Genomic DNA, 19,737 nt, shown 5'->3' with positions numbered 1-19,737 from the left:
GGTCATGCAGACTGATCTGATAGCTCATCTGACCCTTGCAGCACCGGAGGTTCTCCTTGCTGTAGGCGCCTTGGCACTGCTCATGATTGGCGTGTTTTCCGGCGAACGGGCGACCACGCTCGTCAACGGATTATCCGTCGCGGTGCTTATTGCAGCGCTGGCTCTGGTGGTCCTTTTCCCAACGAACGGCGCCGCATTCGGCGGTGCCATCGTCAATGACAGCTTCAGCCGCTTCATGAAGGTGCTGACGCTGATCGGCTCCATCGTGACGCTGATCATGTCGGTCGGCTTCGCCAAGGCGGAGAAGTTCGACAAGTTCGAGTTCCCGGTCCTGATCGTGATTTCCACGCTCGGCATGTTGCTGATGGTTTCAGCATCCAACATGCTGTCGCTCTATCTCGGTCTCGAACTGCAATCGCTGGCGCTCTACGTTCTGGCAGCATTCAACCGCGATAGCGTCCGTTCGACGGAAGCTGGTCTGAAATACTTCGTTCTCGGTTCGCTTTCCTCGGGCATGCTGCTTTACGGCATTTCGCTCGTCTACGGTTACACCGGCCACATCGGCTTTACCGAAATCGCCCAGGCCGTCTCCGGCGGTCAGCGTGAACTCGGTCTGGTTTTCGGTCTCGTCTTCATTCTGGCCGGTCTGGCATTCAAGATTTCTGCCGTTCCGTTCCACATGTGGACGCCGGATGTCTATGAAGGCGCGCCGACCCCGGTAACGGCATTTTTTGCCGCCGCCCCGAAGATGGCTGCCATGGCGCTCATCATCCGCGTCGTCTCCGAAGCCTTTGCTCCGGTCACCCATGACTGGCAGCAGGTCGTGATTTTCATCGCGCTTGCCTCGATGGTCCTCGGTGCGTTTGCCGCCATCGGCCAGCGTAACATCAAGCGCCTGATGGCTTATTCTTCGATCAGCCATATGGGCTATGCGCTCGTTGGTCTGGCCGCCGGAACGGTGATCGGCGTGAAGGGCGTGATGATCTACATGGCAATCTACCTTGCTATGACGCTCGGCACCTTCGCGTTCATTCTCGCAATGCGCACCAAGGATGGCAATGTGGAGAGCATTGAGGATCTGGCCGGTCTGTCCCGCACCAATCCGGTGCTGGCAACGATCATGACCATCTTCCTGTTCTCGCTCGCCGGTATCCCGCCGCTCGCCGGTTTCTTCGGAAAGTGGTACACCTTCCTTGCCGCCGTTGAAGCAGGCCTCTATCCGCTTGCCATCATCGGTATCGTGGCTTCGGTCGTGGGCGCGTTCTATTACCTGCGCATGATCAAGATCATGTGGTTCGATGAGCCGACGGGTGGTTTCGTTCCGGTCGCAGGCGAGCTTCGTCTCGTTCTCGGCGTAACGGGTGCCTTCGTGCTCTTCTACGTCTTCCTTGCTGGTCCGATCGGCGGATTTGCCGAAGCCGCAGCCAAGACGTTTTTCTAAAGCATGTCTCCCAAAAGTGGGAACCGGTTTTGGGATGAAGACATGCGTAGGAATATAATGAGAGAGCAAAAGGCGGAAGCATAAATGAGTTTTGCGCTTTCGCCTGTTGCGGCAAATGAGGGCTACCGTCTCGAAACTTTCGAGACGGTAGGTTCCACCAATGCGGTTGCTCTGGAACGGGCAGCCAGCGGTGATCCGGGCAAGCTCTGGCTTGTTACGAAGAAACAGGAAAGCGGTCGCGGAAGACGGGGCCGTGCCTGGTCTACGCCGGAAGGCAATCTTGCCTCCACGCTGCTTCTTGTTGAATCCTATGAAATGAAGACGGCTGCGACGCTTGGTTTTGTTGCCGGCTTGTCGCTTGCCGATGCACTTGATGCGGTATTCGCTGCGACGGGGCCTGCCGTGCCGCCGACAATCGGCCTGAAATGGCCGAATGACGTGCTGGTCAATGGCGCGAAACTCACCGGCATCCTGCTTGAATCGTCCATTCTGGCGAAGAATTTGTTCGCCGTTGCCATCGGTATCGGGACCAATGTGGTCGCCTTTCCCGAGGATCTGCCTTATGCAGCAACGTCGTTGCAGGCTCTCGGCAGCAAATGCGATGCCGAGACTTTGTTTGCAGCCTTGTCGGATGCCTGGTCGGTCAACTATCGCGTCTGGAATGAAGGGCGCGGTCTCGACGATATTCGCAAGCGCTGGCTGCAGCGCGCGCATGGCCTTGGCCAGAATGTAACCATGCAGGTTGAAGGCCGTATCATCGAAGGTCGTTTTGAGACAATCGATGAGGCATGCCGTTTTGTTATTCGCGAGGACGAAGGTTCGCGAGTTGCGGTAACGGCTGGCGATGTCTATTTCGGAACTGCTGCTACAATACGCAAATAATTGTTTTGTTTTGTCTTGCTAGGGTTGCAACAGGACAACTTTAGGTCCAGTTGATGCCGCAAGGCGGGATTAATCACAGAGGAAATTTCATGGCCCGATCCAATACTACTGAACTCGTCTTTCTGCCGCTTGGCGGCGTAGGCGAAATCGGCATGAATTTGGCCATGTATGGCTTCGGTCCTGCGGATAACCGTGAATGGCTTGTCGTGGATATGGGGGTGAGCTTTGCGGGGCCTGAACAGCCGGGTGCGGATCTCATCCTGCCGGATATCCGATATCTCGAGGCTGAAAAGCACAATCTGCGCGGCATCGTTATCACCCATGCGCATGAAGACCATTTCGGTGCTTTGCTCGATCTGTGGCCGCGCCTGAAGGTTCCGGTTTATGCGACGCCATTCACCGCCGGTCTGCTTGAAGCCAAGCGACAGTCGGAACACGGCGCGCCCGAAATTCCAATCACGATCTACAAGGCAGGCGAGAAATTCGAAGTCGGGCCTTTCAAGCTTGAAGCTGTCGCAGTAACCCACTCCATTCCCGAGCCGGTTTCGCTGGCTATTACGACACCGCTCGGCACGGTCGTGCATACGGGTGACTGGAAGATGGACCCGGAACCATCGCTCGGACCGGTTATCGACGAGGCGCGTTTCCGCGCTATCGGTGATGCAGGCGTTCTGGCGCTGATCTGCGATTCCACCAATGCTTTGCGCGAGGGCGAGTCTCCTTCGGAACGTCAGGTGGGCGAGAGCCTGCGCGAGTTGATTGAAAATGCGCGCGGTCGTGTGGCCATCACCACTTTCTCTTCCAATGTCGGTCGTATCCGGTCGATTACCGAAGCAGCACGCGATGCGGGCCGTCAGGTGCTGGTGGTTGGGCGTTCGATGAAGCGCGCCATCTCCGTCGCCACAGAACTTGGCTATATGGAAGGCTTGCCGGAATATCTCAGCGAAGAGGATTACGGCTATATTCCACGCGAAAACGTGGTGATGATCCTTACCGGCAGTCAGGGCGAACCGCGTGCGGCACTCGCCAAACTGGCGCGTGACGAAATGCGCAGCCTCGCGCTGACGGCGGGCGATACGGTCATCTATTCATCGCGCGCCATTCCGGGCAATGAAAAGTCCATTCTCGATATCAAGAACCGCCTGATTGATCGCGGTATCAAGATCATCGGTGATGAGGATGCATTGGTCCATGTGTCGGGCCATCCACGGCGCAGCGAATTGCGTCGCATGTATTCCTGGGTTCGTCCGCAAATTCTGGTGCCGGTGCATGGCGAAGCCGCTCATCTGGTCGCGCAAGGTTCTCTTGGCGCGATGGAGGGCATCGAGCAGATCGCGCAGGTGCGTGACGGCGACATGCTGCGTCTGGCACCCGGCAAGGCCGAAATTATCGATGAAGCGCCGGTTGGCCGGATTTACAAGGACGGCAAGCTGATCGGTGACGAGGAAGAAATCGGCATGGTCGAGCGTCGCAAGCTCGCTTATGTCGGTCATGTCGCCGTTTCGGTGCTGCTGGACCGTGAACACAAGATCATCGATGAGCCCGACCTTGTGACTTTCGGGGTGCCGGAGGAAAACGCACAGGGCGATCTGTTGGAAGACATCCTGCTGGATGCAGCCATCGAGGCCATCGACAGCATTCCGCGCGTTCGCCGCAAGGATATCGAGCTTGTCCGGGAGTCCGTGCGCCGTGCCGTTCGCGCTGCGGCAAATGAAGCATGGGGCAAAAAGCCGGTAGTGACCGTATTCGTGAATAGGATACGGTAGTCATACGGATTGCAAAATGACCGGCATGGGAGGTGCTGATGCTCGAACGCTTGAACCACGTGGCGATTGCCGTTCCGGATATCGATGCCGCGGCAGCGCTTTATCGCGGCAAGCTCGGTGCGAAAGTCACCGAGCCGCAGGCACTGCCTGAACATGGCGTAACCGTGGTTTTCATCGACGTCGGCAACACCAAGATCGAATTGCTGGAACCGTTGGGTGAGGGGTCGCCCATTGCGGCATTTCTGGAAAAGAATCCTTCCGGCGGGATGCACCATCTGTGCTATGAGGTTGCGGACATAATTGCCGCTCGCGACCGCCTCAAGGCGGAAGGTGCGCGTATTCTTGGAGATGGCGAGCCGAAGACCGGCGCCCATGGCAAGCCGGTTCTGTTCCTGCATCCCAAGGATTTCAACGGCACACTGATCGAACTGGAAGAGGTGTAATCATGTCTCTGGTTTCAGGAATCGCGATTTACTTCATCATCTGGTGGACGACGCTGTTCGCGCTGCTGCCGGTTGGCTTGCGCACGCAGGCTGAAGAAAACGAAGTGACTTTGGGCACGGTGGCCAGCGCTCCGGCAAAACCACGCATCGGTCGTGCCTTTCTGCGGACGACCATCGTCGCAACACTCATCTTCCTGCTCTATTATTATGTGACGCAGATCAGCGGTTTCGGCCTCGACGATATCCCGCATTTCTTTCCGGATCTGACCTGAGCATTCGTTCACGTTCCGACATGAATTTTTGAGGCTGCCTAAATTATAGGCAGCCTTTCTTTTGTATAAAGAAAAGTGGACGCGCCTACCATGGGTTGCGTCAGATATCGAGCTTGTTGGCGTAACGTATTGAATTTACGACACAGCACAACCCGGCGTCATTTGTGACAGCGATAGCGCTCCCTGAGCAATGTTCTTCATATAAATCGATTTATACTTAAGTGAAATTTAATACTTGAATGCGCAGAGGACGCTGCGATAAATCCCACAAAATCAATGTGTTATTGCAAGCTATAAAATAGGGAAACTGCGGAAAGCATGGAGGTGCTGCAAGTTCAAAAAAAAAGCAAGGCTTTCGCCTTGCTAATCAAATACGCGTTCGATCCGTTTCCATTTGACTGGCGGCTGCGAAAGTCGCGCCTGGATCCATCCTCCCAAGACTTTGACCGCGTGAAACCAACGGTTTTATTCCGTTGTTGCTCTTATGCTGAAAAAAATAGCGAACTGCACAGCTTTTGTCACGAAAAATCTTCTATGGCGTCATATTTCTTTCGCAAATTTTCCCGAATGAGAGTGATATATCTGTAATATATTGAATTTGAATGTGAATCCGGAGGCCGCATTTCGCGTCTCTGGTTCTTTCGACAGGCGATCATGGTTGTGGATGGGGAAATCCGCTATCGCGAAAGCTTTTTCAGGCGGGTTTCCAACCGGTGTATAACCCGGTAAGAAACCGACAAATATGCTTAATTTTTGCCTGATTCTTGAAGCACTCAGGCAGTCCCTCTTGATTGGTGGTTACGATGCGTCTGTCGCGGTATTTTTTGCCTATTCTGAAGGAAAACCCCAAGGAGGCGGAAATCGTCTCCCACAGGCTGATGCTGCGCTCGGGCATGATCCGTCAACAGTCGGCCGGCATCTATTCCTGGCTGCCGATCGGTCTGAAGGTTCTCAACAAGGTCTGCGATATCATTCGTGAAGAGCAGAACCGCGCGGGCGCCAATGAAATCCTGATGCCGACCATCCAGTCCGCAGACCTGTGGCGCGAAAGCGGTCGTTACGATGCCTATGGCAAGGAAATGCTGCGCATTCAGGACCGTCAGGAGCGCGATATGCTCTTCGGTCCGACCAATGAGGAAATGGTCACCGACATTTTCCGCTCCTATGTGCGCTCCTACAAGGATCTGCCGCTCAATCTCTACCACATCCAGTGGAAGTTCCGCGACGAAGTGCGCCCGCGTTTCGGCGTCATGCGTTCGCGCGAATTTCTGATGAAGGACGCCTATTCGTTCGACCTCGATTATGAGGGCGCGAAAATGGCTTACTACCGCATGTTCGTGTCTTATCTGCGCACTTTTGCACGTGTTGGCCTGCAGGCCATCCCGATGCGCGCCGATACGGGACCGATTGGCGGCGACCTCAGCCACGAATTCATCATTTTGGCGGAAACGGGCGAAAGCCAGGTTTTCTGCGACAAAGCCTATCTTGATCTCGCCGTTCCGGGCGCGGACACCGATTTCCGCAACGATGCGCAGCTGACCGATATCGTCAATCGCTGGACGACGCCTTATGCGGCAACCGACGAAATGCACGACGAGGCCGACTGGTCCAAGGTGAAGCCGGAAGATCAGGTCTCGGCACGTGGCATCGAAGTGGGGCACATCTTCCATTTCGGCACGAAATATTCCGAACCGATGGGCGCGAAAGTGCAGGGCCCGGATGGCAAGGAACATCTGGTTTCCATGGGTTCCTACGGCATCGGTCCGTCGCGCCTTGTTGCGGCAGCCATTGAAGCCTTCCACGACGATGCGGGCATCATCTGGCCGAAAGCCATCGCGCCGTTCGGTGCCGGTATCGTCAACATGAAGCCGGGCGACGAAGGCTGCGACGCTGTAAGCGAGAAGATCTACGAAGCGCTGACCAATGCAGGCGTCGATCCTCTGCTGGACGACACGGATGACCGTCCGGGTGCAAAGTTCGCCACGATGGACCTGATCGGCCTGCCGACGCAGGTGATCGTTGGCCCGCGTGGCGTTGCCGCCGGTGAAGTCGAGATCAAGGATCGCAAGACCGGTGAACGCCAGAGCCTGAGCGTTGAAGCTGCGATCAATCTGTTGACGGCAGAAGCATGAGCAGCGCGGCGGCAGCAAAATCCGGGGATCAGGCAAAGGCAGCTCAAAAGGCTCCAAAGTCAGGTCCATTCTCGGTTTTCGAACGGATGATCGCTTGGCGATATCTGCGCGCGCGCCGCCGCGAGACTTTTATCTCGGTCATTGCCGGTTTTTCGTTCACCGGCATCATGCTGGGCGTGGCGACCCTCATCATCGTCATGGCGGTGATGAACGGTTTCCGTGCCGAGCTTCTTTCGCGAATTCTCGGCATCAATGGCCATCTCATCATGCAGCCGATTGACCGTCCGCTGGATGATTATGCCGATCTCATCAAGCGGATCGACGGTATTTCCGGCATCAGGTTCGCCATTCCCGTGGTGGAAGGGCAGGCGCTCGTCCAGGGGAATATCGGCGCAGGAACGGGTGCACTGGTGCGCGGTCTTCGTGAAGAGGATCTCGACAAGCTCAAGCTCGTTTCAGGCAATATTCGCCAGGGCACGCTTCAGGGCTTCGATCAGGGCGGCGGCGTCGCCATCGGAACCCGCATGGCCGAAAATCTCGGCCTTTCAATCGGCGATACGCTACGGGTGATTTCGCCGGATGGCGATGTGACCCCGTTCGGCGTCAATCCGCGCGTGAAGGCCTATCCGATTGTCGCGATCTTCGAGATCGGCATGTCGGAATACGACTCGTCGATTGTCATGATGCCGCTGTCCGAGGCGCAGCTTTTCTTCAATCAGGAAGGCAAGGTGCAATCGCTTGAAATCTTTGTCGATAATCCCGACAAGGTGGATGCGATGCGCGCGCCGGTGGAAGAGGCAGCGGGACGTCAGCTCTCGCTTGTCGACTGGCGCCAGCGCAATCAGACTTTCTTCTCGGCGCTGGAAGTCGAGCGCAATGTCATGTTCATGATCCTGACGCTGATCGTGCTCGTGGCGGCGCTGAACATCATTTCCGGCCTTATCATGCTGGTGAAGGACAAGGGGCACGATATCGCAATCCTGCGAACCATGGGCGCAACCCGTGGCGCCGTAATGCGCATATTCCTGATGACGGGTGCTGCCATCGGCGTCACCGGCACCATAGCCGGTGTTGTTCTGGGCGTTGTCGTCTGCCTCAATGTCGAGCGCCTGCGGGAGTTCTTCTCGTGGCTCTCGGGAACCACGCTCTTCAACCCGGAACTTTACTTCCTGAGCCAGTTGCCTGCGAAGATGGACCCCGGCGAAACGATTTCCGTTATCGTCATGGCTCTGGTGCTTTCGTTCATTGCCACCATTTTCCCGGCCTGGCGCGCTGCCAAGCTCGATCCGGTCGAAGCATTGAGGTACGAATAAATGGCGGCTGAAATCATCATGCGGCTGGAGCGTGTCGGCCGCGCCTATAAGGAAGCCGACCGCGAACTGGTCATTCTGAAGGATGCCGATTTCACACTTCGTCGTGGCGAAATGGTTGCGCTTGTCGCGCCATCGGGCGCGGGCAAGTCGACATTGCTGCACACGGCAGGCCTGCTGGAGCGTCCCGACAACGGAGACGTTTTCTTGGATGGCCGTTCCTGCAGCAAATTGTCCGATGATGAGCGCACGGCTGTGCGCCGCAACGACGTCGGTTTCGTTTATCAGTTCCACCATCTTCTGCCGGAATTTTCCGCGCTGGAGAATGTGATGATGCCGCAGATGATCCGCGGCCTGTCCAGGAAGGCCGCAGCAGAGCGTGCGCAGCAGCTTCTTGAATATATGAAGATCGGCAAGCGCGCTTCGCATCGCCCGTCGGAACTTTCCGGCGGCGAGCAACAGCGCGTCGCTATTGCCCGCGCCGTTGCCAACGCGCCGCTCGTTCTTCTGGCGGATGAACCGACCGGCAACCTCGATCCAACGACATCGTCTTACGTCTTCGGAGCTCTTGAGGCTCTCGTGCGTCAATCGGGGCTTGCGGCTCTGATCGCGACCCATAATCACGAACTTGCCCGCCGCATGGACCGGCGCGTCACGCTGAAGGACGGCAAGGTCGTCGATCTGTAAGCCTTTCAGGTCACAGCAGCACCTCATCCCGAGGAGCCGCCGCAGGCGGCGTCTCGAAGGGCGATGTGCGTCTCCGCCTGAATATGGCGCTTTCGTTCCCCGCTCACGCAGCCAGCGTCTGCGGTTGTATATTCACTATTCGTAAACCCTAAAATGAATGGCGGGCTAGAACGGGTGTTGACTTTGGAACAAAAATAGAACAAAAAATAAACATACGTGAACACAGAGGAGTTTCCAACATGACCGATCTCGTCCACGACGTTCTGTCTTTCATTTCGGTAAGCCTGTTTATTGCAACTTTCGCCATCTGGGTGAGTGCGATCTGAAGGAAATAGAGCATGTCTCCCAAAAGTGGGAACCGGTTTTGGGATATAGACATGCGTGAAAACGATAGGGCATTTCCGATGACCCCGGAAAAATTGGAGATGCTCTGGCTGGTTCTTGTGAACCCGCTGCAAGGTGGCGATAGTCTTACTGGACATCGCCATATCATTCCCCGAAACTGATGCTATCAGGCGACAGAGTCGCCAGCCGCGATGGGCCATGCGTGTGGCCCATCTTGCAAGCAATGTGCTATCAGGCGGCTACTGCATCGGCCCGAAGATCTGAATCGGTTTTCGGAAAGCGCGATGCGTGGATTTAGAGCGCCGGATGTATGTCCATCCGGGCGGCTCGGCAGATGATCGGGGTCGATGGAATGAGTGATGCAGCAGCAGGCAATGCAGCAAAAGACGGTGCTTTGACGCCACGTTTTGTGCACCTGCGGGTACACTCGGCCTATTCCTTGCTGGAAGGCGCATTGCCGCTCGGCAAGATCATCAAACAGGCGATTGCCGACGAGGCGCCGGCTATCGCAGTCACCGACACCAACAATCTGTTCGGTGCGCTTGAATTTGCGCAGAAGGCATCGAAAGACGGGCTGCAACCCATCATCGGTTGTCAGGTCGATATAGCCTTCGGCGATCACAATGATAATGGCCGCAGCGTCAATCGCCGTGTCGCGCTGGACCTCGCTCCAGTTGTGCTGCTGGCGGCAACGGAAGAGGGCTATGCGAATATCGTGCGGCTCGTCAGTCGCGCGTTTCTGGAAACACCGGCAGGTGATCCGGTGCATGTCGAAGCAAGCTGGCTGCCACCATTGTCGAAAGACGTCATTGTTCTTTCCGGCGGCGCATTGGGACCAATCGGTCGCGCTTTTGCCGCCGACCGTCCCGACAGGGCAGAGACACGGCTTGCTTTCCTGCGTGAAGCATTTGGCGATCGGCTTTATGTCGAATTGCAGCGTCAGGCAGGTTACGACCGTGCGCTGGAAGCAAAGACCGTCGCGCTTGCCTATGAGATGGATCTGCCTCTCGTAGCCACCAATGAGGCATTCTTTCTCAAGGCAGAAGACTTCGAGGCCCACGATGCGCTTCTTGCCATCGCGGAAGGCCAGATTCTCTCAAACGATGATCGCCGCCGCCTGACGCCGGACCATCACATGAAAAGCCGTGCGGAAATGGCTGCGCTTTTTGCCGATCTGCCGGAAGCGCTCGACAACACCGTCGAAATTGCAGAGCGTTGCAGCTGGTACACGCAGACCCGTGCACCGATCCTGCCGCGGTTTACTGGCGAATCCGATGATGCGGAGGCCGCCGTTCAGGAGGAAGCCGACGAGCTGGCGCGGCAGGCCCGCGAAGGCCTGAAGATGCGCCTGGAGACCGTCGGTCTCGCAGAAGGCTATACGACGGAGCAATATGCCGAACGTCTCGAATACGAGATCGGCATCATCACCCGCATGAAGTTCCCGGGCTACTTCCTGATCGTTGCGGACTTTATCAAATGGGCGAAAGCCCATGGCATTCCGGTCGGGCCGGGCCGTGGCTCGGGTGCCGGTTCGCTCGTCGCCTATGCGCTGACGATTACTGACGTCGATCCTTTGCGGTTCTCGCTGCTTTTCGAACGCTTCCTCAACCCGGATCGCGTTTCGATGCCCGACTTCGATATCGACTTCTGTCAGGACCGCCGTGAAGAGGTGATCCGCTATGTGCAGGGAAAGTACGGGCGAGATCAGGTAGCCCAGATCATCACGTTCGGAACCCTGCAGGCACGCGCTGTGCTGCGCGATGTCGGTCGCGTTCTGGAAATGCCTTACGGGCAGGTCGATCGTCTCTGCAAGCTGGTGCCGCAAAACCCGGCCAATCCAGTGTCACTGGCACAAGCCATCGACACAGAACCGAAGATCAATGAGGAGCGTGAGAAAGAGCCGGTGGTCGGACGGCTGCTGGATATGGCTCTCAAGCTTGAAGGGCTTTACCGCCACGCCTCGACCCATGCCGCCGGTATCGTGATCGGTGACCGTCCGCTGTCGGAACTGGTCCCCATGTATCGCGATCCGCGTTCCGACATGCCCGTCACCCAGTTCAACATGAAATGGGTGGAGCAGGCGGGACTGGTCAAGTTCGATTTTCTTGGTCTCAAGACGCTGACCGTCCTTGAAACGGCCGTCAAACTGGTGGCGCGGAAGGGCGTTGAGATTGACCTATCCCATGTGCCGCTCGACGACGAACTGACCTATGAGATGTTGTCGCGCGGCGAAACCGTCGGCGTGTTCCAGGTGGAAAGTGCGGGTATGCGCAAGGCGCTGCTCGGTATGCGCCCGGACCGGATCGAAGATATCATCGCGCTTGTGGCGCTTTATCGTCCTGGTCCGATGGAGAACATCCCGACCTATAATGCGCGCAAGAACGGTGAGGAGGAGATTGCCTCCATTCACCCGAAGATCGATCACCTGATCAAGGAAACGCAGGGCGTTATCGTCTATCAGGAACAGGTGATGCAGATCGCACAGGTGCTTTCCGGCTATTCGCTCGGGGAAGCTGACCTTTTGCGTCGCGCCATGGGCAAGAAGATCCGCGAGGAAATGGACAAGCAGCGCGTCCGCTTCGTGGATGGCGCGATTGAGGGCGGTGTCGACAAGGCGCAGGCCAACATGATCTTCGATCTGCTGGCCAAGTTCGCTGACTACGGCTTCAACAAGTCGCACGCCGCCGCCTATGCCATCGTGTCCTACCAGACGGCCTATATGAAGGCCCATTATCCAGTCGAGTTCATCGCCGCGTCGATGACCTACGATATGTCGAACACCGACAAGCTCAACGATTTCCGCCGCGAGGCAAACCGTTTGGGCATTGAGGTCGTGCCGCCTTCGGTGATGACGTCCTTCCGTCCGTTTGAAGTCGGCGAAAAGCAGATTTTTTATTCGCTTTCCGCCATCAAGGGCGTCGGCGAGGCCGCCGTCGATCATATTGTCGATGTGCGCGCCGAGAAACCTTTTGAAAGCCTTGAGGATTTCTGCGAGCGGGTCGATCCGCGCATCGTCAACCGGCGCGTGCTGGAAAGTCTCATCAATGCCGGTGCGATGGATTGTTTCGGTCGTGAGCGCCCGGCCATGAGTGCGGGCATGGACCGCATCATGGGCTTTGCCCAGCGCACGCAGGAAAATGCCGCAAGCGGTCAGTCCGATATTTTTGGTTTGTCAGGCGCTCCGAAGGAAACGCTTATCCTGCCGCAGGCGGCTCCCTGGCTGCCATCGGAAATGCTGCATCGGGAGTTTCAGGCGGTCGGCTTCTATCTGTCAGCCCACCCGCTCGATGAATATCGCGATGTGCTGAACCGCATGCGTGTTCAAAGCTGGGCAGATTTTTCAGCAGCCGTGAAACGCGGCGCCAATGCCGGTCGTCTCGCGGGCACCGTGACTGCTCGGCAGGAGCGCAAGACACGCACCGGCAACAAGATGGGTATCGTGCAATTGTCCGATGCCAGCGGCCAGTTCGAAGCGGTGCTGTTTTCAGAAGGGCTGGCGCAATATCGCGACCTTCTGGAGAGCGGCAAGTCGGTGGTGATCACGGTTCAGGCGGAAAACCGTCCTGAAGGTATAGGCTTGCGTATCCAGACGGTCCAGTCGCTTGAAGATGAGGCCTGCCGTATGCAGAAGGCGTTGCGGCTTTACCTGCGCTCGGCCGATGCGGTTCGTCATATCGCACCGCATTTCAACACGCGCGGCGACGGGCAGGTGAGCCTCATCGTCATCAAGGATAACGGTCAGCGTGAAGTCGAGATCGAGCTGCCGCATCGCTATCGCGTCAGTCCGCAGATCGCCAGCGCCATGAAAGCCATTCAGGGCGTCGTGGATGTGGAACTGGTGTGAGTGAGAGCGCATCCCGAAAAGTGTGAAACGGTTTTTCGGAAAGATGCGCGCTCCAATTAAGGCAAAGCAACGGTAGAACCGTTCTGCGGTCTTTTTGCGCGAAAAACCGGTGGTGTTGTGCGTATTTCACCACCGATTTTGCGGCGAACGCCTGTCGAAAACATGGCGTTTTTGTGATTGGCATCAGTAGGCGGCTGTGAAACGCTTGCGAATGTGCTGGCTCTTTTCAGCCTCATCCAGAATGGCGACGGCCAGATCAGCAACTGAAATCTTGCTTTCACCCTTGTCGTCGAAAACCGGTTCGTCGCCGCCGAGACGATACTTTCCGGTGCGTTCGCCCGGCTGAAGAATGATCGCCGGTGACACGAATGACCATTCCAGTTCTTTCTCACCGCGCAGGTCGTCGAGCGCCTGACGGGCGCCGAGCGCGCCTTCCTTCCATTCGGCAGGGAATTCCGGCGAGTCGACCAACTGGTTACCATTGATCGAAAGGCTACCTGCGCCGCCGACTGCTATAAGACGCTTGATGCCTGCTTTTTTGGTGGCTTCCGTGATGGAACGGCTGCCGTTGATGTGCTTTTCGCGGATGTCCTTGTCGCTCCAGCCCGGATTGTAGGCGGAAATCACGATGTCATGCCCTGCAAGCTGCTTTGCAAGCGCGTCGGTATCGAACACGTCGGCCTTTACCGCCGTCACATCGGGCAGTTTTTCGACTTTCTCCGGATGACGAACGAGTGCGGTAACCTCGTCGTCGCGTGCCGCAGCTTCCTTGAGGATTGCAGCGCCTACGAAACCCGTTGCGCCGATCAGTGCGATCTTGGTCATGGCATTCTCCTTTTTTCGACCTTCTCGTATCAAACGAATTAAGGTATGTTTCATAATCAGGTTATTTCTGATAACTACATATGTGATGCCATCATGCTTGTGAAGAACGCACTTTTACATGAGCAGGATACACCGAAGTAACCGCTTCAAAGGCAAGTGTTCAGAGATGCTCCGGTCGAAACAGAACGATGAAGCTGCTATAACTAATTGTTTTTACGCATGTTATGACGCGTGGCTGATGCGTATTTCAGTGAAAACTCTCTAACTTAACCGATGGAGAAAACGCCGGTCTGCCGACCGGTTTTTGTGGAGAAAAAGATGACAATACCGACACGCCCAGACGGGAAAACACCTTTGCTTTCGTCGACACCTGCCTTCGAGAACGATGGTGACGGTTCTTGCCCGATCCGTGAAGTGCTGGATCGGGTTGGCGACACGTGGAGCATTCTCGTCATTTTCAATCTTCAGGAAGGCTCGATGCGTTTCAATGCGTTGCGACGGACCATTGAGGGTATTTCACAGCGCATGCTGACCGTTACGCTACGATCGCTGGAGCGGGATGGCCTCGTGTCTCGACGTGTGCGCCCGACTTCTCCGCCCGAAGTGGAATATTCGCTGACTGAACTTGGACATTCTCTTGCTGTGCCTATCGACGTGCTGGGGCAATGGGCCGTCAGGAACCGCGATTTTCTTCGCGACGCCCGCTCACGTTTTGATGGAAGCGTTGAATAAAAAGGAACCGGCCTTGGTCCGTTTGCGTTTGTCTTTCAAACAGGAGAAGTCTGATGCCCGCGAAATCCCAGGCCCAACAGAAAGCCGCTGGCGCTGCGCTTGCTGCCAAACGCGGTGAAATCAAGAAAAGCGAACTCTTCGGTGCGTCGAAGGAAATGTATGAATCGATGACCGAGAAGGAACTGGAGGAATTTGCCGAAACAAAGCGCAAAGGCTTGCCGGAACACGTAGATGACAAGAAAAAACACTGAAGAGGATTGGCGAGCGCCGTCGGGCACTCGCCGCATTGGCCAGATGGTTACTTGCCAGATTTGTTCGGAGCCAGCTCGATTGCTTTCAGCTTGCCATCGGTAATGCCGCAGCGCAGCGTGACGCTATCCCATTTTGTTGATGCGCCTTTGGTTCGTGCTTCACCGGGAACCGAGATGACAGCCGAAACCTTGCGTGGGTCGCTGGTGCTAAATTTCGCAGACTTATCATTGGTTTCTGCCGAAGAGATGTCATCTTTGGTGAAGCCGAGACGATCATATTTTTTACTTTTCTTGACGTAATCATAAGCGCTGGCAACGCAATCCGCGACCTGTGGAGCCGCTTGCTGATCCTTCACGAGTGTCTGATAGTTGCCCGTAAAATCCTTCGATCTTTTCGGGACGGAATCTGCGTTCGCGGCGGTGGTGAAGCCCAGTGCTAAAATTGCAGAAATTATAAACTTGGTCGATTTCATGCCCATGTCCTTCTGGAAACCCGTCGCTCGGTGGCGGGCGGCGGAATTGAATCGATAATGAAATAGAGATTACAGACGCGATTCTGATTTTTTTATGAATTTCCAACGGTTACGACGATATCTTATTGGCAGATGCGTGCAAGACAGGATTTGCCGTGGCAGCCTTGGTCGAGATGCATGTTGGTGCGATGTGCGGCATCACCGTCCGGGCCGATTACCGTCATGAAAAGCTTGCAGCTCGCGCTATGCACGGCGCGCCAGAAAGCCTTCTCCTTGTCGGTGCCGTTCCAGCCGCTTTCCAGTTCCGTCTTGCTGCCATCCGAAAACTTGAACGACATGATGTCGAGCGCGTTGGCAAAGGCGTGTTCGGAAACGCGTCCTGTGGACGCGCCGTTGACCTTCCGGCACTGGTAGTCCGAGCCGGTGCCGATTTCAGCGATTTTCGAATCCGGTCCATAAACATCTTTGGCTGCCTTGGTCACCTCGCTGCTCCACTGCGCCAGCGTGACTGCCATTGCGCAATTTGTGGTGACGGCATTGGCAAATTTCAAAGGGGCGTCCTTGCCAATGGCGGTCAGTGACAACGGAGAGTGAGCGCCGCATTGTTCGCCATCCTTGATCGGAGGCAGCAGCTTGCCCTCTACATCGCCGGATATCAGCGCCGGGCAGGATACCTGATAGACGCGCTCGTCCTTTTCCGGCTTTGGCTGTTGATCGGGGGCGGGTTTCGTTTCTTGCAGTTTTTCGTCCATCGGCTTCGGATCATCAGCCGGTTTTGGCGGGTCTGCCTGGGTCGGGGTTGTAGGAGCAGGCTTGGCCAGCGGTTGATTTTGGGGTTCTGCCTCCGGCTTTTCCGTTGGAATGGGTGGAGTTTCCGGTTCTGCCCCCTTGGTTGCTGTATTTTCCGGGCGAGGGGCAGGCGTCGGAACGGGTATCATGGGAGCAGGTTTGGTTTCGGCTTTTGCCGGAGCGCTTTCAGATTGCGTTGCCGTTTGCTGTTTCGAAGCCGGTTTCTTTTGGCTGCGCTTTACCGCCGGGCGTTTGCGATGCTGTTTTGCCTTTTGGGCGTCCTGTTTCAGGATGCGTTCGATGAAAGTTTGCGCCTGTGCTTGATTGGAATCGATGCCTAAAAAACACGGCATCGCAACAAGGCCCAAGGCAATCAGAGCGGTGAATGCACCCTTGCCGGGCAGGAAAAAAGACAAAGCCATTGATGCCTCATGAATTGCGGATCCGTCATGACTAATGATGAAACAGGCGATGGCGTTCCTTCACGCTTGATGGCAGGTCGTAGCAAATGGTAGGAAACACCCTCAGCGGTCCGGTTTTTCAGGCTTTTTCGACTGCTTGAGCTTGACAAGATAACAGCTGCATGACTAAAAGCCGCCCATCGCTGGCGCGTTCTCGCACCGGCGTTTCATTTGACGTGTCCCGTGGATGAAGATTGCGCTCGCGCGCTTCATCCTGTCAGTCCTCTCAAACGGAGGGCAGAGGAGGGCGCGTTTCCTCCAGCGCCTCCGGGCGCTATAACCTTTTGAAGGAAATGCGATGAGCAAGCGCGAATCCGCTAAGTACAAAATTGATCGCCGTCTTGGCGAAAACATCTGGGGCCGTCCGAAGTCCCCTGTAAACCGCCGTGAATATGGCCCGGGCCAGCACGGCCAGCGCCGCAAGGGCAAGCTGTCGGACTTCGGTGTACAGCTCCGCGCAAAGCAGAAGCTCAAGGGCTTCTACGGCGATATCTCCGAAAAGCAGTTCCGCAAGACCTACGAAGAAGCCGCTCGCCGCAAGGGCGACACCGGTGAAAACCTGATCGGTCTGCTGGAATCGCGTCTTGACGCAGTTGTGTATCGCGCCAAGTTCGTTCCGACGATCTTTGCTGCCCGCCAGTTCATCAATCACGGCCACGTGAATGTGAATGGTCGCCGCGTCAACGTTCAGTCCTACCGCCTGAAGACCGGTGACGTTGTTGAAGTTCGCGAAAAGTCGAAGCAGCTGGTTATCGTTCTCGAAGCTGTTCAGCTCGCAGAACGTGATGTTCCGGATTACATCGAAGTCGACCACAACAAGCTGGTTGCGACGTACTCCCGCGTTCCGACCCTGACGGATGTGCCTTACGCTGTCCAGATGGAACCGAACCTGGTCGTCGAATTCTATTCGCGTTAATTCCAGGCGCGCTCTGGCGCGCTGGATATGTGCCGAAATCGAAAAGCCGCGCTGTACTGCAGCGCGGCTTTTTCTTTGCTTTTATCCCGGCACTTTGGCGATGGGGCCAGGAGGGCCGAGCGTATCGTCAATCTGCCGGTCGGAATGATATGTGGCGCAGGCCGACAACAATGCTCCAATGAATAACAGTAAGGACAGTTTTCGGAGCGCGATGATGTGCGGCTTTCGCCGAAGAGCACTTATAGAACCAACATACTGAGCCATAGATATCTCATCCGTGAATGCCTGCATGAGTTCTAGAGCAAAAGGCAGCTGCAAACACTCATACATTTTTGCTGGCAAACGGTGGTCGACGTGTGCTGATGCACGCAATCATAAAGAAATCTTGTTTGACGGTTTTCCCGACAGCCAGTTTTCGCTATTAAGCCTTCAACATCTTCAATCGTTTTTCCGGGAAGCACCATGAACGCTTTCGATCCAGATATTGCAGAAGACGCGGGCAGCGATGGCTGTCACCCGCTATTCCGCGATGTGCCGACCACGGTCGAGTTCAACAAGCTGCGTAAACGTCTTTTGCGTTTGACGCGGCAGGCTATCGAGGATTTCTCGATGGTGAAGCCCGGCGAGCGCTGGATGGTCTGCCTTTCGGGTGGCAAGGATTCCTATGGCCTGCTTGCGCTGCTGCTCGATCTCAAATGGCGCGGCCTGCTGCCGGTTGAGCTGCTGGCGGTCAATCTGGATCAGGGGCAGCCGAACTTTCCCAAGCACATTCTGCCGGATTTCCTCAATCGTTATGAAATCGAACACCGTATCGAATATCAGGATACCTATTCGATTGTGACCGATAAGCTGCCTGAAACCAGCACCTATTGCTCGCTCTGCTCGCGTTTGCGCCGGGGGAATCTCTATCGCATCGCGCGTGAAGAGGGCTGTTCGGCGATTGTTCTTGGCCATCACCGGGAAGATATTCTCGAAACCTTCTTCATGAACCTGTTTCACGGCGGGCGTCTGGCTGCGATGCCGCCGAAGCTGTTGAACGACGAAGGAGACCTGATGGTGTTCCGTCCGCTGGCTTATGCGGCGGAGGACGATCTGGAGAAATTTGCGACGGCCATGCAGTTTCCGATCATTCCATGCGACCTGTGCGGCAGTCAGGAAGGGCTGCAGCGCAATGCGATGAAAGCCATGCTGACCGACATCGAAAAGCGTATGCCGGGGCGCAAGGACACGATGATCCGTGCCATGACGAATGTGCGTCCGAGCCATTTGCTGGATCGCAAACTGTTCGATTTTGCAGGACTGATGCTGAATGGCGAGGGAGAGGGTGACCATGCGGTTTGACGAAGGACAGATGGACTGGCTGGCCGATTTGCTGGCAGATGCGGCGCGTCAGGAAATCATGCCCCGGTTTCGCAGGCTGGACGTCGGTGATATCCGGCAGAAGACGTCACCCGCCGATCTGGTGACGGAAGCGGATGTCAATGCTGAACGGTTCATCACTGCCAAGCTCAAGGAACGCTTTGCCGATGCGGTGATCGTCGGTGAGGAAGCCTGCTCGGACAATCCGGCTTTGCTGACCGGCCTCGATGATGCGGAGCTTGCCTTCACAATCGATCCGGTCGATGGCACTTTCAACTTTGCATCTGGTGTTCCGCTCTTTGGTGTCATGCTTGCGGTGGTGTCGAAAGGCGAAACCGTTGCGGGTATCATTCATGACCCCGTCGGTAATGACTGGATCATGGCTTCAAAGGGAGGCGGAAGCTACATCCGCCACGCCAATGGAGATGTGAGCAAGGTCGGCGTTGCCGAACCGACTTCTATCAACCAGATGACCGGTTCGATTTCCTGGCAGTATACGGCTGAGCCGACACGGTCGCGTCTGGCGCGTAATCATACGAAATTTCTGTCCCAGATCGGCTATCGCTGTGCAGCGCACGAATATCGCATCCTCGCCACAGGCGGCGCGCATTTCGTGGTCTACAACAAGCTGATGCCGTGGGATCATCTGCCCGGTGCGCTGATCCATCAGGAAGCCGGTGGCTATCTCGCGCGCTGGGATGGAAGCGATTATCTGCCGTCACATACCGGCGGCGGCATTCTGGCTGCGCCCAGCAAGGACAGCTGGCAATCCATTCACGCCGCGCTCTGGGAAGAATAAAACCGTCAGA

At 56.2% G+C, this 19,737-nt stretch carries 17 protein-coding genes; 14 read left to right on the top strand and 3 right to left on the bottom strand.

Features of this window, described 5'->3' with window-relative positions:
- Window positions 1-4 precede the first annotated feature (4 nt).
- The 9 genes from nuoN to dnaE all read left to right on the top strand — a co-directional run bounded on the left by nuoN (window position 5) and on the right by dnaE (window position 13,122).
- A complete protein-coding gene (nuoN, locus tag AC1RHM_RS21080) occupies window positions 5-1,441 on the top strand; it encodes an NADH-quinone oxidoreductase subunit NuoN (RefSeq protein ID WP_010661183.1) in 1,437 nt (478 codons plus the stop codon).
- 84 nt (window positions 1,442-1,525) lie between these two features.
- Window positions 1,526-2,323 (top strand): biotin--[acetyl-CoA-carboxylase] ligase, encoded by a 798-nt coding sequence (locus tag AC1RHM_RS21075; protein ID WP_151577010.1) that lies wholly within the window; start codon window positions 1,526-1,528, stop codon window positions 2,321-2,323.
- 89 nt (window positions 2,324-2,412) lie between these two features.
- On the top strand, window positions 2,413-4,089 hold the full coding sequence (locus tag AC1RHM_RS21070; protein ID WP_029925022.1) for a ribonuclease J: 1,677 nt from the start codon (window positions 2,413-2,415) through the stop codon (window positions 4,087-4,089).
- Window positions 4,090-4,127: 38 nt separating this feature from the next.
- Window positions 4,128-4,532: a methylmalonyl-CoA epimerase gene (gene mce, locus AC1RHM_RS21065; protein ID WP_006471802.1), complete on the top strand. Its 405-nt coding sequence runs from the start codon at window positions 4,128-4,130 to the stop codon at window positions 4,530-4,532.
- 2 nt (window positions 4,533-4,534) lie between these two features.
- Window positions 4,535-4,804, top strand: coding sequence for a DUF1467 family protein (locus tag AC1RHM_RS21060; protein WP_012092254.1), 270 nt, complete (start codon window positions 4,535-4,537; stop codon window positions 4,802-4,804).
- Window positions 4,805-5,607: 803 nt separating this feature from the next.
- Window positions 5,608-6,936 carry a proline--tRNA ligase gene (proS, locus tag AC1RHM_RS21055; protein WP_012092253.1) on the top strand — a complete coding sequence of 443 codons (1,329 nt, stop codon included), beginning with the start codon at window positions 5,608-5,610 and terminating at the stop codon, window positions 6,934-6,936.
- Window positions 6,933-8,249 carry a lipoprotein-releasing ABC transporter permease subunit gene (locus AC1RHM_RS21050; RefSeq protein WP_151577011.1) on the top strand — a complete coding sequence of 439 codons (1,317 nt, stop codon included), beginning with the start codon at window positions 6,933-6,935 and terminating at the stop codon, window positions 8,247-8,249. The genes proS and AC1RHM_RS21050 overlap by 4 nt, the downstream gene beginning before the upstream one ends.
- Complete coding sequence (locus tag AC1RHM_RS21045; protein ID WP_010661189.1) at window positions 8,250-8,933, top strand: ABC transporter ATP-binding protein; 684 nt, start codon at window positions 8,250-8,252, stop codon at window positions 8,931-8,933.
- A gap of 697 nt (window positions 8,934-9,630) precedes the next feature.
- Complete coding sequence (gene dnaE, locus AC1RHM_RS21040; protein WP_029925019.1) at window positions 9,631-13,122, top strand: DNA polymerase III subunit alpha; 3,492 nt, start codon at window positions 9,631-9,633, stop codon at window positions 13,120-13,122.
- A gap of 183 nt (window positions 13,123-13,305) precedes the next feature.
- On the opposite strand, the gene AC1RHM_RS21035 is transcribed toward dnaE, so the two are convergent.
- On the bottom strand, window positions 13,306-13,947 hold the full coding sequence (locus tag AC1RHM_RS21035; protein WP_029925016.1) for an NAD(P)-dependent oxidoreductase: 642 nt from the start codon (window positions 13,945-13,947) through the stop codon (window positions 13,306-13,308).
- Between the two features lie 318 nt (window positions 13,948-14,265).
- On the opposite strand from AC1RHM_RS21035, the gene AC1RHM_RS21030 reads away from it, so the two are divergent.
- Both AC1RHM_RS21030 and AC1RHM_RS21025 read left to right on the top strand, forming a co-directional pair.
- Window positions 14,266-14,679 carry a winged helix-turn-helix transcriptional regulator gene (locus AC1RHM_RS21030; protein WP_029925014.1) on the top strand — a complete coding sequence of 138 codons (414 nt, stop codon included), beginning with the start codon at window positions 14,266-14,268 and terminating at the stop codon, window positions 14,677-14,679.
- Between the two features lie 53 nt (window positions 14,680-14,732).
- Window positions 14,733-14,930, top strand: coding sequence for a DUF3008 family protein (locus AC1RHM_RS21025; protein WP_029925012.1), 198 nt, complete (start codon window positions 14,733-14,735; stop codon window positions 14,928-14,930).
- Between the two features lie 47 nt (window positions 14,931-14,977).
- Here AC1RHM_RS21025 and bspC read toward each other — a convergent pair whose 3' ends face one another.
- A complete protein-coding gene (gene bspC / locus AC1RHM_RS21020) occupies window positions 14,978-15,403 on the bottom strand; it encodes a type IV secretion system effector BspC (protein ID WP_010661194.1) in 426 nt (141 codons plus the stop codon).
- 122 nt (window positions 15,404-15,525) lie between these two features.
- Window positions 15,526-16,545, bottom strand: coding sequence for an extensin-like domain-containing protein (locus tag AC1RHM_RS21015; protein WP_235907511.1), 1,020 nt, complete (start codon window positions 16,543-16,545; stop codon window positions 15,526-15,528).
- A 406-nt stretch (window positions 16,546-16,951) separates the two neighbouring features.
- Between AC1RHM_RS21015 and rpsD the strand changes: the two genes are divergently transcribed.
- The 3 genes from rpsD (at window position 16,952) to AC1RHM_RS21000 (ending at window position 19,727) form a co-directional block, all read left to right on the top strand.
- Window positions 16,952-17,569 carry a 30S ribosomal protein S4 gene (gene rpsD, locus AC1RHM_RS21010; protein ID WP_010661196.1) on the top strand — a complete coding sequence of 206 codons (618 nt, stop codon included), beginning with the start codon at window positions 16,952-16,954 and terminating at the stop codon, window positions 17,567-17,569.
- A gap of 462 nt (window positions 17,570-18,031) precedes the next feature.
- Window positions 18,032-18,910: a tRNA 2-thiocytidine(32) synthetase TtcA gene (gene ttcA / locus AC1RHM_RS21005; RefSeq protein ID WP_012092244.1), complete on the top strand. Its 879-nt coding sequence runs from the start codon at window positions 18,032-18,034 to the stop codon at window positions 18,908-18,910.
- Window positions 18,900-19,727: an inositol monophosphatase family protein gene (locus tag AC1RHM_RS21000; RefSeq protein ID WP_010661199.1), complete on the top strand. Its 828-nt coding sequence runs from the start codon at window positions 18,900-18,902 to the stop codon at window positions 19,725-19,727. Before ttcA ends, AC1RHM_RS21000 begins: the two co-directional genes overlap by 11 nt.
- The last annotated feature ends 10 nt before the right edge of the window (window positions 19,728-19,737 follow it).

It is taken from the genome of Brucella sp. GW823-FHT04E01 (assembly GCF_058796175.1).
Note: the sequence above shows the minus strand (reverse complement) of the source record. Positions and strands in the feature narration are given on the sequence as shown.